At 60.2% G+C, this 16,058-nt stretch carries 16 protein-coding genes and 1 pseudogene; 10 read left to right on the top strand and 7 right to left on the bottom strand.

The window, feature by feature from the left end; translation table 11 throughout:
* Nucleotides 1–34: 34 nt before the first annotated feature.
* The 5 genes from CQ017_RS10420 to CQ017_RS10400 form a co-directional block, all read right to left on the bottom strand.
* A complete protein-coding gene (locus tag CQ017_RS10420; RefSeq protein ID WP_105553640.1) occupies nt 35–286 on the bottom strand; it encodes a hypothetical protein in 252 nt (83 codons plus the stop codon).
* Nucleotides 287–358: 72 nt separating this feature from the next.
* On the bottom strand, nt 359–1,966 hold the full coding sequence (locus CQ017_RS10415; RefSeq protein ID WP_105553639.1) for an ABC-F family ATP-binding cassette domain-containing protein: 1,608 nt from the start codon (nt 1,964–1,966) through the stop codon (nt 359–361).
* Nucleotides 1,967–2,240: 274 nt separating this feature from the next.
* Complete coding sequence (locus CQ017_RS10410) at nt 2,241–2,942, bottom strand: demethylmenaquinone methyltransferase (protein ID WP_105553638.1); 702 nt, start codon at nt 2,940–2,942, stop codon at nt 2,241–2,243.
* Between the two features lie 58 nt (nt 2,943–3,000).
* Complete coding sequence (locus CQ017_RS10405) at nt 3,001–3,972, bottom strand: SRPBCC family protein (protein WP_105553637.1); 972 nt, start codon at nt 3,970–3,972, stop codon at nt 3,001–3,003.
* 11 nt (nt 3,973–3,983) lie between these two features.
* On the bottom strand, nt 3,984–4,322 hold the full coding sequence (locus CQ017_RS10400) for a helix-turn-helix domain-containing protein (protein ID WP_105553636.1): 339 nt from the start codon (nt 4,320–4,322) through the stop codon (nt 3,984–3,986).
* A 237-nt stretch (nt 4,323–4,559) separates the two neighbouring features.
* On the opposite strand from CQ017_RS10400, the gene CQ017_RS10395 reads away from it, so the two are divergent.
* Nucleotides 4,560–5,780, top strand: a complete 1,221-nt coding sequence (locus CQ017_RS10395) for a GAF domain-containing protein (RefSeq protein WP_146112471.1) — start codon at nt 4,560–4,562, stop codon at nt 5,778–5,780.
* Between the two features lie 9 nt (nt 5,781–5,789).
* On the opposite strand, the gene CQ017_RS10390 is transcribed toward CQ017_RS10395, so the two are convergent.
* The gene (locus tag CQ017_RS10390) at nt 5,790–6,701 is read right to left on the bottom strand and encodes a LysR family transcriptional regulator (RefSeq protein ID WP_105553634.1); all 912 of its coding nucleotides are present in this window, start codon (nt 6,699–6,701) and stop codon (nt 5,790–5,792) included.
* Between the two features lie 84 nt (nt 6,702–6,785).
* Here CQ017_RS10390 and CQ017_RS10385 point away from each other — a divergent pair, with 84 nt between their 5' ends.
* From CQ017_RS10385 to CQ017_RS18485, 6 genes are all read left to right on the top strand, one after another.
* Nucleotides 6,786–7,697 (top strand): DMT family transporter, encoded by a 912-nt coding sequence (locus CQ017_RS10385; protein ID WP_258133585.1) that lies wholly within the window; start codon nt 6,786–6,788, stop codon nt 7,695–7,697.
* 127 nt (nt 7,698–7,824) lie between these two features.
* Complete coding sequence (gene adh / locus CQ017_RS10380; RefSeq protein WP_105553633.1) at nt 7,825–9,348, top strand: aldehyde dehydrogenase; 1,524 nt, start codon at nt 7,825–7,827, stop codon at nt 9,346–9,348.
* Nucleotides 9,349–9,498: 150 nt separating this feature from the next.
* The gene (gene adhP, locus CQ017_RS10375) at nt 9,499–10,527 is read left to right on the top strand and encodes an alcohol dehydrogenase AdhP (RefSeq protein WP_105553632.1); all 1,029 of its coding nucleotides are present in this window, start codon (nt 9,499–9,501) and stop codon (nt 10,525–10,527) included.
* A 108-nt stretch (nt 10,528–10,635) separates the two neighbouring features.
* A complete protein-coding gene (locus CQ017_RS10370; RefSeq protein ID WP_105553631.1) occupies nt 10,636–11,049 on the top strand; it encodes a DUF779 domain-containing protein in 414 nt (137 codons plus the stop codon).
* Nucleotides 11,050–11,058: 9 nt separating this feature from the next.
* Nucleotides 11,059–11,262 carry a pyrimidine dimer DNA glycosylase/endonuclease V gene (locus CQ017_RS18490; RefSeq protein ID WP_308727259.1) on the top strand — a complete coding sequence of 68 codons (204 nt, stop codon included), beginning with the start codon at nt 11,059–11,061 and terminating at the stop codon, nt 11,260–11,262.
* 41 nt (nt 11,263–11,303) lie between these two features.
* Nucleotides 11,304–11,519, top strand: coding sequence for a hypothetical protein (locus tag CQ017_RS18485; RefSeq protein ID WP_308727258.1), 216 nt, complete (start codon nt 11,304–11,306; stop codon nt 11,517–11,519).
* An 840-nt stretch (nt 11,520–12,359) separates the two neighbouring features.
* On the opposite strand, the gene CQ017_RS10355 is transcribed toward CQ017_RS18485, so the two are convergent.
* Nucleotides 12,360–13,937: a BCCT family transporter gene (locus CQ017_RS10355; protein WP_105553688.1), complete on the bottom strand. Its 1,578-nt coding sequence runs from the start codon at nt 13,935–13,937 to the stop codon at nt 12,360–12,362.
* 504 nt (nt 13,938–14,441) lie between these two features.
* Here CQ017_RS10355 and CQ017_RS10350 point away from each other — a divergent pair.
* The 3 genes and pseudogenes from CQ017_RS10350 to CQ017_RS18390 all read left to right on the top strand — a co-directional run.
* Nucleotides 14,442–14,933, top strand: a complete 492-nt coding sequence (locus tag CQ017_RS10350; RefSeq protein WP_258133584.1) for an LLM class flavin-dependent oxidoreductase — start codon at nt 14,442–14,444, stop codon at nt 14,931–14,933.
* A gap of 504 nt (nt 14,934–15,437) precedes the next feature.
* Nucleotides 15,438–15,740: an urease subunit gamma gene (locus CQ017_RS10345; RefSeq protein WP_105553629.1), complete on the top strand. Its 303-nt coding sequence runs from the start codon at nt 15,438–15,440 to the stop codon at nt 15,738–15,740.
* A 14-nt stretch (nt 15,741–15,754) separates the two neighbouring features.
* Nucleotides 15,755–16,057: pseudogene (locus CQ017_RS18390) on the top strand (urease subunit beta); the annotation flags it as partial.
* Nucleotide 16,058: the final 1 nt, after the last annotated feature.

Here is a 16,058-nt window from a genome sequence, read left to right as displayed (position 1 = left end):
CTATGACCCTAGATGCTTCGGGTCAATGAGTCACTTAGCGTTCGTCAACCAGATTCTCGATGCGTTGCGGTAGGTGCTCGATAGCCGAATCCCAGCCAGGCATCTGACTGTTGATCTCTACGCTGTAGCCCTCGGTCAGCATGAACTCGGCACAAGTGAGGGTCTCATGGCCGGAGCCGGTTTCGTAAATGAATGCTCGTCGGATGTCGTTCCAGAGCAGAGTTGCAGACTGATCGATGACCAGGCCGGTGGCGACTACTTCGACGGTGCGCTGGGGGTAGGACATTTTCAACTTGCTTTCGGGGTCCTCGGCGGTGTGCTTTGATCAAGTGTAAACCGGCAACACGCCGCAGAGGGGCTACCGAACCGGCGTGGGATAGGACTTAGTCATGGTTCCTTCCGCAGACAGCTCCAACTGGTAGTCCAAATTCAGCTTGTCCAAGAAATGCTGGTCGTGGCTGACCACCAATAAGGCGCCGCGGTAGAGAGCCAGCGCCTCGCAGAGTTGGCGCACGCTCTCGAGATCCAGATTATTTGTCGGCTCATCGAGAATGAGCAGTTGCACGGGAGGTTCGGACAGCAGCAGCGAGGCCAGATAAACGCGAAAACGTTCTCCGCCGGAAAGCGCGGACAGCGGACGGTCAACGCTCGCTCCGCGGAGCAACAGGCGTGCGAGCATATTCCGCACCTGCCCGGGCGCGGCCGATGGGGCGACCTCGCCTATGTTTTCGATGGCGCTACGATCTTCGTCAAGTCCAACTAGCAATTGCGGGAGATAGCCAACCCGCTCCAGATAGAGCCTTCCAGACGGTCCGGCGCCAGCGTCATCCCCGAAGAGCAGCTGCCGCAACAACGTGGTCTTACCTGACCCGTTGGGGCCGATGAGCGCCACGCGTTCGGGGCCTTGGATAATGTGTTTACCTGCGGCCGAACTCAGCTGGGCAACCTGTTTGCTGGCAGGCAGTTTCGGATCCGGTAATTCCAGATTGATGTGCTCTACCTGTCGGACTCGTTCTTCGGCCCGATCGAGTTTGGTCTGCGCGCTGTCAACTTTGCCGTCGAGGTTTGAACGCATCTTGCCAGCGTTGGCTTCGGACTTCTGGCGTAGATGATTGGCCAGAATCTTGGGGATGCCGCCTCCCAGCTGCTCGGCCCGCCTCTTGCGTTTGGCGCGGGCGAGTTTGGTTTCGGCTTCGACGCGTTGGCGTTTTTCCACCTTTAGGGAAGCACTGGCCGTTTTTGCTGCCTGTTCGGCGGCATGCTGCTCGGTCTCCAACTGCTCGCGGTAGGCGCTGTAGGGTCCGCCGAAAACTCTGAGTTTTCCTGCGTACAGCTCCACTGTATGATCCATGAGCTCAAGCATCTCGATGTCGTGGCTGACCACGATCAACGTACCCTTCCAGGAGCGCACGAGCCCGTACAGCAATTCTCGGGTTGGTGCGTCGAGGTTGTTCGTTGGTTCGTCAAGCAGCGTGATGGGCAATGCGGCTAGCCGCAGGCCGAGCACCGCAAGCAGCATCGCTTCGCCGCCCGATAGGGTGCCGACCTGGCGATCCAGATCCAGTGTTCCGAGTCCCAAGGGGCTCAGTTCAGCCTCCAGCCGGGCCTCCAAGTCCCAATTATCTCCCACCGCATCAAAATCTTCGGGATCTACGCTTCCGGCTTCGATGGCTTTCAGCGCGCGATAGGTTCTATCGATCCCAAGCAGTTCGGTCACGGTGGTGTCCCGATGCAAGGTAAGTGTCTGCGGCAGGTAGGCGAGCTCTTCCGCGGCCTCCACCCTGCCCTCGCTAGGGCTTAGTTGCCCGGCGATGAGCTTCAAAAGAGTTGATTTGCCGCTGCCGTTCGCGCCGGTAAGCCCCGTGCGTCCTGAAGGAAAAGTGCCTTCCAGGTTAGTCAGGGCGCGCTCGCCGGTAGGCCAACTGAAGCTGAGGTTGTGCAGTGTGATCGGCGGAGTCAAAGGCATAAGTGGCTCTCCCACGGATGTGAAGAGGCTGCCGAGCTTAGGGATCTCGAAGCTGGCTCAACTATTTAAAGGAGCCATAAAAAAGGGATACCGAAGCCGGTAGCCAAAATGAACGGATTGCACCGGAAATAGGGTGCTTGGTCATTGGCTGGCTTAGTAGGTATCCATGCAATCGAGTGTAACAGCAGGTGATGGGGCGGGAAAAGGTGTGCTCGAGCACTTTCGGCCCGTATCCATTTGCGGATACGGGCCGAAAGCCGGCTAGTGCGTTGGTCTACTTCCAGGCGCGGTGCACGGCGACCACGCCGCCGGTCAAGTTGCGGAATTCGACGTTCTTCCAGCCAACATTGATGAACTTCTGGCCCAAGTCCTGCTGGTTTGGCCAGGCGGCGATCGACTCGGCCAGGTAGGCATAGGCCGAAGGGTTCGAGGAGACCAGGTAGCCCAGCGCGGGAATTACGCGCGGCAGGAACTGCTGGTAGGCCACCTTGATCGGAGTGACGGTGGGGGTGGAGAACTCGGCCACCACGATGCGCCCGCCGGGCTTGGTTACGCGGTGCATCTCGGACAGGGCCTTCTCGGTGTCCGAGATATTGCGCAGACCGTAGGAGATGGTCACCGCGTCGAAGGAGTTGTCCTCGAATGGCAGGTCGGTGCCGTCGCCGTAGACGAACTCAAGCTCCGGGTAGCGCTTGCGCCCCTCGGCCAGCATGCCCTCGGACATGTCGCAGGCGGTCACCGTGGCTCCGGCCTTGGCCAGCGGCATCGACGAGGTGCCGGTGCCGGCTGCCAGGTCCAGGATGCGCTCGCCGGATTTGGGCGCGATCGCCTCGGTGGTGATCTTGCGCCAGTAATTCACGATGCCGCCGGTCATCAGGGTATTGAGTAGATCGTAGCGAGGGGCTACATTATCGAACATCTCCTGGACCTGGTTGGCCTGCTTATCCAGGCCCGCGCGCACATTGTGGGAAGTCATGCTTCCAAGTGTTTCATATTCGAGGATGCCCGAGCGCCGGATGTGGGGCGAATCGCGTTCAGAGCAGAGATTCTAGCCGCGCGTAGCTTGCCTCCATCCCGTCGGTCATTCCGGTAGCCAGCACCATGTCACGCGTCTGGGCATCGGGATAGGTGATCACAATCGACAGCAGTGTCCCCTCGCTGCTTTCGGCGAATGTCGACTCGTTGATAGTCGGCGGATAGTCGGTGTCGATCATTTGTTCGGTGGTCCGCTCGTACGACTTGGGAAGTAGTTCGAGCAGCTCGCCGGTGAATCCAAAGCCCTGTCCCTCGGTGCCGGTCTCCGGCTCCCACCGGTAGCGGTAGGTTCCGCCAACGGACTCGGGCAGCACGCATTCGGTCATCTTCCAGCCGTCGGGACCAAGCAGCCAGCGCTTCATAAGCGCCGCGTCATGGTGTGCCTGCCAAACCTGATCGCGGGTTCCGCGAATGATGCGGCTAACGCGAATTTGGGTATCCGAAAGAATCTGGGCTTCGGTGGTGAACGTTCGGGCATAGTTGCGCAGATCTATCAGCACCTGTTCGATCTGGCTCATGGCCGAACGGGTCCCGTCGATCATGCCCATGTCGACTTCTTGTTCCAGGTCTGCCGCGGAATCGAAATTCGCCGTAATGGTCAGCTTGGTGCCGTCTGGCTGCGGATCAAAGCTGAAGACCATACGGGTGGTCGGTAGCTCGGCGTTGGGCGTGCCGTCGGCATTTGCAAAACCGTCGGTGACTTCGAAGAACTTCTGGTCGACGATTTCATTCCATTCCCAGTAGCCGTGGAACTCCTCTCCTTCGGGCGAGGTCATGTGGTAGTGGGTGCGGCCGCCTGGTGCGGCATCGTGACGGGTGAAAGTTGCCGGGTATTCGACCGGTCCCCAGAACTTCTCGATCTGGCGCGGATCGAGGTAGGCATCCCAGAGCCGGGATACCTTGACCGGGAATTCGGCGTGGACCGTGAGAGTGAGGGATTCTGCGTCTTTGACAACTGATGTGACGGGCATGAGATTACTCCTTAGGGAGTCTCGTCGGCGAGGAAGTCATCGAGCCGGCTTATGCGCTGGCGCCAGATGTCCTCGAGGGATGAGAGTAGTTCCTGCGCGTGCCGGATGGTGTCCGGCTGCCCGCGAACTATGCGCTCGCGGCCACGTGCGATCTTGCTGACCAGACCGGCGGCTTCCAGCGCGGCCACGTGCTTTTGCACGGCGGCAAAAGACATGTCGTAGCTGGCAGCCAGTTCGGAGATGCTGACCTCGGCGTGCAGGGTTCGCCTCACGATGTCTCTTCGTGTGGCATCTGCCAAGGCGCGGAAAACCTTGTTTGACTGCTCTTCGCTCAACTCATATACAACCATTTGGTTGTACGATACTCGGATGCTCGGGGAAGGTAAAGAGCGGCGGGCAAAAAAGTGGAAATTCAACCAAAATTCAGGGTACTTATCGACTATGGATAACGTTATTTCTAGATGATTTGTCGCCTTGATTTTACGTCCCTCGATGCAATAAGCGGCAGGCTCTACTAAAGCTTTCGGAGTTCGCCTAAACTGGTTGGAATTGCAAAAGCGATCCATTCATCCGGGTAGGGGAGGCATATGAGCGGGCCCGCCATAAATTGGACTGACGCGTCGCGCCAGGCCTTGCAAGCCCGCGAACTCCTAGGCGCCCCCGACACTGGCTTGGGTGATCTTCCGTTGCGGCACGATGTGCGCGAATCCTGGAAGAGGTCATTGGCCCACGCCTCGGCCGTCGAACAGCCCGCCGTGCTGAGCAACGAGCGGTTGCGCCTGGAACGCGAGCGGAGCGAACTGCAGCGCATCTGGCCGGTGTTTGAAAAGCTGCTCGTGCCCGCGGCTACGGACGCCAATCTGCTGGTCGCCTTGGCCGATGCTGGTGGGACCTTGCTGTGGGTTGCCGGCAGCAATGGTGCACTGAGCCAGGCCGAAGGGGTCGGTTTCATGGCGGGTGCCGACTGGGCCGAGAGGTCTGTGGGGACTTCCGCCCCCGGAATGGCGCTGGCCACCGGGTCCGGGTCGCAGGTATCGGGCGCTGAGCACCTGTATGAGCGGGCGCAGCAGTACAGCTGCTCGGCGGTCCCGATTCGGAACCCGCGCACCGGACAGGTAATTGGCGCGATCGACCTGACCGGCGGCCCGGATGCGATCGCCACGCATTCGATGCCGTTGCTGCAAGCGGCCGTCATGGCCGCCGAAACCCAGCTGCTCCTGCCGGGAGTCGGGGTCGTGGCGGACCCCGACTATCTGGATCTGGGCCGCTGCGATGGGGTGTATCTGGGATCGTTGCCCATTTCACTGCGGCATGCCGAAATTCTGACGCTGCTGGCTCAGCACCGTGATGGCATGAATACCGCCCGGCTGGTGGAGGAGCTTTTCGAGCGGCCCGATGCGGCGGCCGAAGGCACGGTGCGCGCCGAAATGGTCAGGTTGCGCAAGGTCCTGGCCGAACTTCCCGGACGGACGCTGACCTCCCGGCCCTACCGGCTGCAGTGGGCTCTGCAAACGACCTTGGGCCGCCTGTGGGATGCGCTGGAGCTAGGGGACCTGGAAGCGGCGTTGCAATTGTATTCGCCCGGACTATTGGTTCGCTCGCAGGCCCCGGGGGTCCTGATGCTGCGTCATCGGACCGAGGCGGCGTTGCGGGAAATGGCGCTGGACCGGGGTCGGCCGCAGCAGCTGTTGAATCTTGGCCGGCAATTGGCCGATGCCGACCTTTTGCGTGCGGCCTTGCGCGAATTGCCAGCCGATTCGCCGGCGCGTTCGCTGATTGTTGCAGAGGTCCAAGAGCTGGAGGCGTAGGCGCTTCCATTATCCGTGCTGCCGTCCCTGGCGAATCTTCTCCAGCACCAGCGCGAGGGCCGGCCAGGCGCCACGCCCGGTGCGAGTCCGGGCGAAGGCGCGCAGTCGCAGGTCGGGGTTCTGCAGCGGCAGAATCGTGATCCCATCCCGCCCTGGCCGGTTTTCCGGTAGCAGTCCCACGCCTAGCCCGGCCAGGATCAGGTCTTCGACCAGATCCAGGCTGTCGGCCTGGTGGCGCATGGCCGGGGTGAATCCGGCCATCGAGGACAGTAGCCGCAGGACCGACTCGTCGGCGACGTTGCGCGAATTCCCGATCCAGTCGCGGTCGCGGAAAGCTGCCAGCACCGCGGGGGCATCAGGGGCCCCGCCGCCGGTGGCCAGCCGCACGGCGTCGGCGGTGGGCACTCCCAGCCCCCAGGGAGTGCTCCACAGCTGAAGCGTGTCCACCCCGGGTCCGGCATCGTCCGGGGCCAGATTGTAGTCGTAGGTCAGGGCCAGGTCGATCTCGTCCACCGCCAGCCGGGCCAGGGCCTCGGCGGGCTCGTGCTCCAGCACCACGATCCTCACCGCGGGGTGCTCTAGCGCCAGCTCCTCGAAAATGGGCATCAGCGTGGTGCGGATCGCGGTGGCGAATCCCGCGACCCGCAGGGTGCCCGAGGGAGCGGCTTCCGGATCCAGATCCAGTTTCGCTGCGTCGACCGCGCCAAGGATGCTCTGCGCGTGCTCGGCCAGCCGGCGGCCGGCGGGGGTGAGCCGGACGCCGCGCCCGTCGGGTTCCAGCAACCTGGCGCCGGTCTCCTTGGACAGCTGCGCGATCTGCTGGGAGACGGTCGAGGTGGTGGTTCCGAGCACATCGGCGACGGCCCGCATCGAGCCCATACGGGCCAGCTCGTACAGGTATTGCAGGCGGCGGGTATCCATAGGTTCCATTGTGCAGGATTCATTGACAATATGTTGATGATTCTCGCGTGGACATGGATGACTTTTCTCGGCTCTACTGGAGCCATGAACTCAACTGCCGCGAACACTTCCAACTCCGCCGGGGCCGGCTCGCTGATGGCCTTTGCCGCGATGGGCTGCGTGCAGCTAGGCCTTGCCGCATCGATTGGACTTGCTGGAACTCTGGGCTCCGAGGGCGTCGCCTGGCTGCGCCTAGCCTGGGCCGCCGTCATCCTGGTGGCCATTGCCCGTCCCTGGCGCCTGCGCTACTCCCGAGCAACACTGGGGATTTGCGCCCTGCTGGGGTTGGCCACCGCGGGTATGACGCTGGCGTTCATGAAGGCGGTGGAGACGATCCCGCTGGGTACCGCTAGCGCGCTGGAGTTCATGGGTCCGCTGTCTGTCGCCATCATCCAGGGCCGGGGCCGCGGACGCTGGTGGGCGCTAGTCGCGGCCGCCGGAGTGCTCGGGCTGACCGAACCGTGGCAGGGGTCCGCGGATCTGGCGGGCGTGCTTTTCGCGCTGGTCGGCGCAGCTTGCTGGGCCCTCTACGTCCTGCTCACGCAGCGCGCCGGGGATGCGGTGGACGGCATTGGCGCCCTGGCCATCTCGATGCCCATCGCGGCCATTGCCGCCACGGTGGTGGTGGGCCCGGAGGTGATCGGCCGGATGGACCTGCCGGTGCTGGCCATCGGGCTTGGGCTCGGGCTGCTGCTGCCGGTCATCCCTTTCAGCCTCGAGCTGCTGGCACTGCGCCGACTGACTGCCTCGGCGTTCGGGACCCTGATGTGCCTTGAACCTGCCATCGCCATGGTCGTCGGGTTGCTCTTCTTGCAGCAGATCCCGAGTCCGGCGGCCATTGCGGGCATCGTGCTGGTCATCTTGGCCGGCGTCGGCGCCACGCGCACCGGGCGGCGCGATCCGACTGCAGGCCCGCCAGCGGCGGTGGACTCCCCGTCTCCGGTCATGCCGCACTGAACTTCCTCAGCGACGGCGTGGGGCATGCAACCTAACCGCAACCTTTGAGTGACTAGAGTCACATTCATGGCCAGATGGCGGAAACATTCCGCCACCGCACGGATGATGACGAAGGAGTCGTGAAGCAATGAGCGTCTACGCAAACCCGAACACCGATGGGGCACTAGTCAATTTCAAATCGCGCTACGAGAACTATATTGGTGGTGAGTGGGTTGCCCCGGTCAAGGGCATGTATTTCGAAAACGTCACCCCCATTACCGGAAAGTCCTTCTGCGAAGTTGCCCGTTCAACCGCCGAGGACATCGAACTAGCACTGGACGCCGCCCATGCGGCCGCACCAGCCTGGGGAAAGAGCAGCCCGGCGGCCCGCGCGGTCATTCTGAATAAGATTGCGGATCGCATCGAGGACAACCTCGAGATGCTTGCCGTCGCCGAGACCTGGGATAACGGCAAGGCGGTGCGTGAAACCCTGAATGCAGACCTCCCGCTGGCGGTAGACCACTTCCGCTACTTCGCCGGTGCGATCCGCGCCCAAGAGGGTTCGCTGTCGCAGCTGGATGAGGACACCACCGCCTATCACTTCCATGAACCGCTGGGCGTGGTCGGTCAGATCATCCCGTGGAACTTCCCAATTCTGATGGCGGTCTGGAAGCTGGCTCCAGCGCTAGCCGCCGGCAACGCGGTAGTCCTCAAGCCCGCCGAACAAACCCCCGCCTCGATTCTGGTGCTCGCCGAACTCATCGGTGACCTGCTGCCTGCCGGTGTGCTGAACATCGTCAACGGTTTCGGCGTAGAGTGCGGCAAGCCGTTGGCGAGCAACAAGCGCATTCGCAAGATCGCGTTCACCGGCGAAACCACCACCGGCCGGCTGATCATGCAGTATGCCTCCGAGAACCTGATCCCGGTCACCTTGGAGCTCGGCGGAAAGTCCCCGAACATCTTCTTCGAGGACGTCGCGGCCAAGGATGATGCGTTCTACGACAAGGCGCAAGAAGGGTTCACGCTTTTCGCGTTGAACCAGGGCGAGGTCTGCACCTCCCCATCGCGAGCACTCGTCCAGGAAAGCATCTACGGCGAGTTCATGGAAAAGGTCATCGCCCGCACCGAAGCCATCAAGCAGGGCAACCCGCTGGACACCGAGGTCATGATGGGGGCGCAGGCCTCCAACGACCAGCTGGAGAAGATCCTCTCCTACCTGGATATTGGCAAGGCCGAAGGCGCGAAGCTGCTGACCGGTGGTGCCCGGGCGGAACTCGGCGGTGACCTGGAAGGCGGCTACTACGTGCAGCCGACCATCTTCGAGGGCCAGAACAAGATGCGCATCTTCCAGGAAGAGATCTTCGGGCCGGTCGTAGCGGTGACGAAATTCAGCGACTACGACGACGCGCTGAGCATCGCCAACGACACCCTCTACGGTCTGGGCTCCGGCGTCTGGAGCCGCAACGGCAACACCGCCTACCGTGCGGGCCGCGATATCCAAGCGGGACGTGTCTGGGTAAACCAGTACCACGCCTACCCGGCGCACTCGGCCTTCGGTGGCTACAAATCCTCCGGTATCGGTCGAGAGAACCACCTGATGATGCTGGACCACTACCAGCAGACCAAGAACCTGCTCGTCTCCTACTCGGAGAACAAGCTCGGCTTCTTCTAAGCCGGCAAACCGCCGCCGGCTACGCTAGAAAATTCAAGAGACCCCGAAGGCGTGGGGTCACCTAGGTGCTCGCCCGGGGCACGATTGGACTCATTCCCGGACATGCACGTGTGCTCCCACGCCTCCAAAGCCATGCAAAGGAAAAATTACATGACTACGATGAAAGCCGCAACCGTTGAAGGCTTCGGAGAAGAGCTCCTGATCAAGGACGCGCCGATTCCCGAGCCCGGCCCAGGGCAGGCCCTGGTGAAGCTTATTGCCTCCGGTGTTTGCCACACTGACCTGCACGCGGCGGAAGGCGATTGGCCGGTCAAGCCGAAGCTTCCGCTGATCCCCGGCCACGAAGGTGTGGGAACAGTTGAAAAGATCGGCGAAGGCGTCACCGAGGTAGCGGTTGGAGACCTGGTTGGAAATGCCTGGCTGGCCAGCGCTTGCGGTAGCTGCGAGTTCTGCCGTACCGGCTGGGAGACCCTGTGCGAGTCCCAAGTCAACGGAGGCTACTCGCTGGATGGTTCCTTTGGCCAGTACATGCTAGTCGACGCTAAATTCGCCGCGCAGATTCCGGAAGGATCCGACCCGCATGAGATCGCACCGGTGCTATGCGCTGGAGTGACCGTGTACAAAGGGCTGAAGATGACCGGGGTGCGCCCGGGCCAATGGGTCGCAATTTCCGGCATCGGAGGCTTGGGCCACATCGCCGTGCAGTACGCGGTTGCCATGGGAATGCGTGTGGTTGCCATTGATGTGGCAGACGAGAAACTCGCGCTGGCGACCAAGCATGGCGCGGAAATCACGGTCAACGCGTTCGCGCAGGAACCTGCCGACGTCATCCAGGAAAAGATCGGTGGAACTCACGGTGTGCTGGTTACCGCAGTGCACCCGGCAGCCTTTGGGCAGGCTATCGGCATGACCAGGCGCGGTGGAACGATCGTATTCAACGGTTTGCCTGCCGGTGATTTTCCCGCACCAATCTTCGACATTGTGCTCAAAGGCTTGACCATCCGTGGATCAATTGTTGGCACCCGCCAGGACATGATCGAGGCTCTGGAATTCTATGCGGATGGCAAAATCAAACCGACATTCCACACCCGGAAACTCGATGATATCAATGCGGTCTTTGACGAGATGCGTCACGCCAAAATCGATGGACGAGTGGTCATAGACTACCTGGAGAAATAGTAGGACACTGGCCCTAACGGGTTTGCCGCAAGGACCGTTGCCCGGGTTCAACGAACCATCGTTGCATCCGGGCAGCGGTAATTAACCGCTATCGCAAAGGAGCACTCCATGAGCACCGTCACCGAATCCCGGGCTGCGATCATTGGGGAAGAATTTTCCCGCGTCGCCTTTACCGACGAGACCCTGGAATTGCTGCGCAAACTCTGGAATATCCATGGACCATTGATGTTCCACCAATCTGGTGGTTGCTGCGACGGTTCATCGCCTATGTGCTATCCGGCAGGCGATTTCAAAACCGGCAATGCGGACATCCTGCTCGGGGTGCTGGAGCTAAAGGACGCGACGGGAGAAGAATTGGGGCAGATCGACTTTTGGATGTCCAAGGAACAATTCGAATACTGGAAGCACACCAAGCTCACCGTGGATGTGGTCGACGGGCGGGGATCGGGCTTTTCCGTGGAGGCTCCGGAAGGCAAACGTTTCCTCATCCGCAGCGAAATCATCGAGTTCCCCACGGCGTAGGATCATTGAATGCGCCTCTGGTCCCTACATCCCGAACTGCTCGATGCCAAGGGCCTTGTCGCATGCTGGCGTGAAACACTGCTGGCCCAGAAAACTCTCGCCGGGCAGACCGCCGGCTATGTAAATCACCCGCAATTGGTCCGCTTCCGGGCGTCGGGCGCCCCGTTGCGGATGGTGGGGCATACCTGCAGGGGCTCCACGATGAATCGTTGAAGCGCGGGTACCGGTTTGACCAGACGAAAATTCTGCACTCCGTGCCAGCAGGGAGCAGCGGTCAACTGGCTGTCACCAGCGGCCAATTGAATTTCGAGTACTGCCACCTGCTGCGCAAGCTGGAGATTCGTGCCCCAGAAAGCGCCAGCGCACTGATGGCGCGGGAGGTCGGCGGGCTGCCGCCTCATCCGCTATTTCGTGTGGTGCCCGGTCCGGTCGAAGCGTGGGAAAAAGACGTTCACGCCGCAGACGAGTAGACCGTTCAAGATTCGGTGCCCGGCCTCGATAGGCAATTGCGTGAATACTGAATCTTCAGGGCCTGCTTGGTGCAGGGCACGATCCAACGGACCGTTACTGTGCGGTACCGCTAGATCTTGGGCAAGGCTTGCAGCCAAACCGAGATGCGCTCCAACTGCGCTGAGTCAAGCAGCAGCACGATCTCTAACCCGTCGTTTGCCGGCCGAAGCAGGACTGCGGAACCGGCGGGGAGCCCGGCTTGGGCCGATAGCGCTTTATCGGCTATGGAGCCTTTGGCGACGCCTGAGACCATGCAGAGGAAAAGTTCGGTATCGCTGCCATTCCAGGATTCAGCAATTGAATTTTTCCTATCGAAAAACCGTTGCAGATCATCTCGGTGGAACCACCCGGCGCCCAATTCGAATCTAATTTCCGCAACAGTAGCCAAGGAGCGGGACTTGAATCCTGCAGGCGCACTCGTAGCGCGCAGGACGAATCCCGGCCCTTCCAGCTGCGGGACTAGGGCTAAGCCAGGCTGAATTTTCTCCGGATCAACGGATTTCTTACGTCCAAACCAAGCCAAGCGGAATTCCTTTACCTCAGGTGCCGGGCCAGGTAGCCGACCTTTGAACCCAACCTTTGAACCCAACCTTTGAACCCAACCTTTGAACCCAACCTTAGTTCAGTCCTTCGGCAGGTCCGCAAAAACACTTGAATCTGATTAGTGGCAGCATAAAGCAAGGCCGCCACAGCAGCGTCGCGCATTTCTGCGTGAGCCACTGTGGCGTAGATGCCTAAGGATTGGGCCGTTGGGCTGCGGCGCGAGTATTAGTTCGTGCGCAACTCGGCGACTATCGATCCTATGATTTAACCAAAACCGGGAGACCTGAATCTCTGCGCAGTTCCATCGTGAGCGATATTCCCAGTAGCGCCACGATGATCGTAAATGGCAGCGCCGAAAGCATTGCTGCCTGTTGGAGGGCGGAGAGCCCGCCAACTAGCAACAGCAGCACTGCGCTCAGGCCGGTGAGGATGCCCCAGATGCCCAGAACCGGACGCGTTGGGTTCAAATGCCCATTGCTGGACATCATGCTCAAAACAAATGTGTTTGCGTCTGCGCCGGAGACGAAGAACAGCACGACCAAGATCATGGTCACCACGGAGGTGAGCTCTACCAGTGGAAGCTCGGCGAGCATCGCGAAGAACGCGGAGTTGAGATTCTCCGAGGTTTGCGCCGCGATCGGAGCACCATCCATCTCGAACTTGATTGCGCTTGCGCCGAAGATGGTGAACCATGCAAAGAACACCAAACTTGGAATGCCCAGAACGCCTGCGACGAACTGACGAATGGTGCGGCCCTTGGATATCTTGGCAAGGAATACTCCGACAAATGCGCCCCAGCTAAGCCACCAGGCCATCATGAAGTACGTCCACCACTGCATCCACTGAAGGTCATCAGGCGTAGTCGGAGTGATTAGTGAAACCTGGAAGAAATCATTGAAGTACTGGCCTACGGAGCGGAAGAAAATATTTCCGATAAAGCTGGTGGGGCCGAAGATCAAGACGAATAGTGCCAGCAGTACCGACAATGACATCGTGATCTGGCTGATGTACTTGATGCCGCGATTGACCCCGGAAAGTGCAGACAAGGTGAACAGGACGGTGATGACCGCGATAATGACAATTTGCACGCCGACACCTGTGGCAAGACCGAATACTCGGTTCAGGCCCTCTTCGATTTGCGCAGCGCCCAGACCCAATGAAGTCGTGGTGCCGAACAGCGTCGCCAGAATGGCAAACACGTCAATCAGCTTGCCGAACCAGCCGTCCACGAGGCGTCCGAGAACCGGTCGCAACATCGGTGAGACGAGCCCCGGGCGGCCCTTCCGGTGCGTGGAGTAGCCGATTGCCAAGCCGAAGACGCCGAAGACCGCCCAAGCATGCGGGCCCCAGTCAAAGAAGCTGAACTGCAGTGCGCGAACTGCCGCGTTCAGGGTGCCAGGGTCTTCCAGACCGTGTGGCGGGGCCATGAAGTGCGAGATCGGTTCTGCTACGCCGTAGCTGATCAGACCGATGCCCATCACGGCGGACAAGATCATTGCCAGCCAAGCCCAGGTGGAGTATTCGGGGCGTGAATCCTCGCTGCCCAGCCGGATGCCGCCGTAGCGGCTCGTTCCTAGGAAGATCATGAGTCCGATGCATCCTAGGGTCACCACCAGGTAGCTCCAACCGACGGTGCGCGTGACCCAGTCCATGCTGGAGGTCATCAGCGCGCCAAGGCTTTCCGGTGAAAGGCTAGCCCAAAGCAGGATCCCCACCAGCAGAATCATGGCGGTATAGAAAACGCTGCCTACACGCGGTTTCTCGCCGAGGGCGTTGTCTAGGTTCTTGGCCGAGGAGACATTGCTGGACTCCTCCGCCAGGGTTTTTTCGACCATGTTTTTCTCCGCTTCGATGTTCTGGCATCGCATGACACGGTGCCTAGGAGGTCGGCTGATTGACGGGTGCTAGAGCGTCTCTAGATTTGCGCCGTCGTAGAATCGACCGGCCTAGTAGGCCATCGGTTCGATGTTGGAAACTTCTGCGTGACGAACGCGGCGCACGAAAATGGTGAGAGTTCTGATCTGGAAGAGTTCGCGATTTTCCGCCACAATCATTGCGATTGGGGAGTTGTTCAACGGGCTTCAGCCAGAATCTTCTTGCCAAACGATATCAGCGAAGTTGTCAACCGAATTAGAAAAGAAGGATGAAACAGGTGTCTATCTGCTCACGTGAAGGGGCACAGTTGGCTAAGTGAACAGAGGCGAACTACGCAGAGCAGGTAGAAGAAATCTGATGTACTCACACCATAGCCAGCGGGGCTCAAAGGGATTGAAGAGTAATCAGAGATGGCCAAAGCCTTAGGTTTTCCGCTTTCAGCTCTAGTTCCCAGGAATAAGCCGGTGCAGCGCGACCTGCCTGTATGGGTTGCCGCGCGCAGCCCGGAATCCCATGACTTTGCCGTGGCCAACGGCTGCAACGTGATGGTCACTCCGCTGATGAAGGGCGACGAAGAAGTCCAGTCCCTGGTGGAGAAGTACGAAACCGCGATTGCCGACCACCCGGAAATTGCACAGCGTCCGGAGATCATGGTCCTGCGCCACACCTATGTTCACGCCGAAGACGAGCCGGAGGGCCGGCGTGCGGACACCGAAGGCGTGCAGAAGTTCTACCGCACCTTCGACGCGTGGTTTGGAAACAAGCAGGAACCGGTAGATGGGTTCATGGAGCCAAGCCCCATCACAAGTCCGCAACGATCGGCACCCCTGCCGAAGTTGTCGAGCGCTTGCGCCGCTATGAGGTGCTGGGAGTCACCGAGTTCAGCTTCTGGAACGACAACACGCTCAGCCATGCCGAAAAGAAGCGCTCGCTCGAGTTGTTCATCGAGCAGGTAATGCCGCACTTTGCGCAGGTTGAGGCGTTGCAAAAGTAGCAAGTGATCCGCGCCCGAGCCGGGAATCGACATCAACAGTCGAATCCCGGCTTTTGGCGCGCCGCAGGCAAATGCATCCATCCAAAAAGAATGCGGTACCACCCCGCGCCTCGGTTGCCCATACCACCAGCAAATCTGGACTGCAGCTGAATAACCATGCTTATTCACCTTCCCACGGCCAGAATTATTTATACCCGCGCCCGATACCCCAAAGGACGGCAAAGATCTGGCGCTGAAATGGTGTTGATTTTTCACTCTAATTGAAACTTGACATGGCGGTTAGTGCTGATTGCGACAAACGTTGGTGCAATCTAGGCAGGGCGACATCTTTCCCGAATTCTGGTGCTCCGAGCGCTTCGAGTTTGCTCTGCTATCCTTGCCTTAAATGCAGGTCGCAAACCTGGCCTAGAACAAATCCGACGGCATGAAATTAACGTCAATTTGTTAATTATTTGGAAGGGAACTGATGCATTTAACTCCCCGCGAGCAAGAGAAACTAATGATCGTCGTCGCGGCCGATCTGGCCCGCCGCCGGCAAGAACGCGGTTTGAAGCTCAACCACCCCGAAGCGGTGGCCATCATTACCTACGAACTTATCGAGGGAGCGCGCGACGGACGAACCGTTGCCGATCTGATGAGCTACGGTACAACGATCCTGACCCGCGAAGATGTCATGGACGGAATCTCAGAGATGATCCACGACGTCCAGGTCGAGGCAACGTTCCCCGACGGGACCAAGCTGGTCACCGTCCACAATCCGATTCGTTAAGTACAGGAGTAGAGATGAAACCGGGAGAGTACATACTTGCCGATGACCCAATCGTCTGTAATGCGAGTCAACAGACCCGAATCCTGAACCTGGTCAATCGCGGGGACCGGCCGGTCCAGGTCGGCTCGCACTTCCACTTTGCAGAAGCCAACCCGCGGCTGGATTTTGACCGAGTCGCGGCCCGCGGATTCCGCCTGGACATCCCTGCGGGAACCGCCGTGCGCTTTGAACCAGGGGATGCACGCACCGTGCACCTGGTGGAATACGCCGGCGCACGCGAAGTCCACGGCTTCCAGGACCGGGTGAACGGACCGCTGG

Source organism: Arthrobacter sp. MYb224, assembly GCF_002975455.1.
Classification (GTDB): domain Bacteria; phylum Actinomycetota; class Actinomycetes; order Actinomycetales; family Micrococcaceae; genus Glutamicibacter.
Note: the sequence above shows the minus strand (reverse complement) of the source record. Positions and strands in the feature narration are given on the sequence as shown.